This window comes from Citrobacter sp. VF227 (assembly GCF_052950715.1).
Genome location: NZ_JBRFVF010000497.1, coordinates 1 through 450 on the forward strand (window position 1 = coordinate 1; position 450 = coordinate 450).

A 450-nucleotide genomic window follows, 5' to 3' on the forward strand; every position below is an offset into this window, starting at 1 on the left:
CCCGCCGTATTTCTTCATCAGCATTTGCATGCCCATCATGTCGAGCATCGGATCCATAGACAACTGCAGTTTACGTACCGTCAGCCCATCAAGCGACGGCAGCACTGGCATAGATGTCAGCATATCCGGTAACGTGCCGGAGGCGGTAAGCAGCAGCGGCTGAACGCGCATGACCGGGTGCGGTTTATCAAACGGCACCACCGCCATGCCCATCTGACTGACAGGCAATGTGACCAGATCAAAAGCTTTACCGTCGCTCACATCCACCAGCACTTCGAAGCGTTCGCCCATCAGCATAGGAAGCTCGGTCACTTTTACCGGCCCCGCCAACAAACCGCCATCGCTGGCAATGACATACAGCGGGCGATTATCGCTGGCCGCGATATTCAGTGAGCGGGCATGACACCCATTAAGCAGACGCAGGCGCATCCAGCCGCGCGGCGCCGCATG

1 pseudogene is annotated in these 450 nt (G+C 57.8%); it reads right to left on the reverse strand.

Annotated features, from left to right (window positions below):
* Positions 1–450 (reverse strand): annotated as a pseudogene (locus tag ACU8YC_RS27525) (multicopper oxidase CueO); the annotation flags it as partial.